This window comes from Streptococcus sp. HMSC061D10 (genome assembly GCF_001808865.1).
In the GTDB taxonomy this organism is placed as follows: Bacteria; Bacillota; Bacilli; order Lactobacillales; family Streptococcaceae; genus Streptococcus.
Map to the genome: position 1 here is coordinate 1 of NZ_KV795025.1, position 307 is coordinate 307.

Here is a 307-nt window from a genome sequence, read left to right on the forward strand (position 1 = left end):
AGGAATCTCAGATGACTACGATGAAGCTAAATTGGAACTTGATTCTACTAAGATCAAAGCCTACGATTCAGTAACAGGCGCAGAAGTAACAGATAAATTCGATATCACTGTGAACAACGGTGTGATTACTGCAACTCTTAAAGATGGCTTCACGAAGTCACTTGGAGACGCAGAAGATACTCAAATCATCGATACAACTAAGTTCGCCTTCGGACGTTACTACAAGTTCGACATCCCAACAACAGTGAAAACTGATGTACCTGGTGGTGTAGATATTGAAAATACTGCGGCTCAAGTAGTCAACTAC

Annotated in this window: 1 protein-coding gene; it reads left to right on the forward strand. The window is 41.0% G+C overall.

From position 1 onward, the window contains the following. Positions 1 to 307, forward strand: a 307-nt coding sequence (locus HMPREF2728_RS08665) for an SspB-related isopeptide-forming adhesin (RefSeq protein ID WP_148130302.1), incomplete at both ends; no start/stop codon positions are given.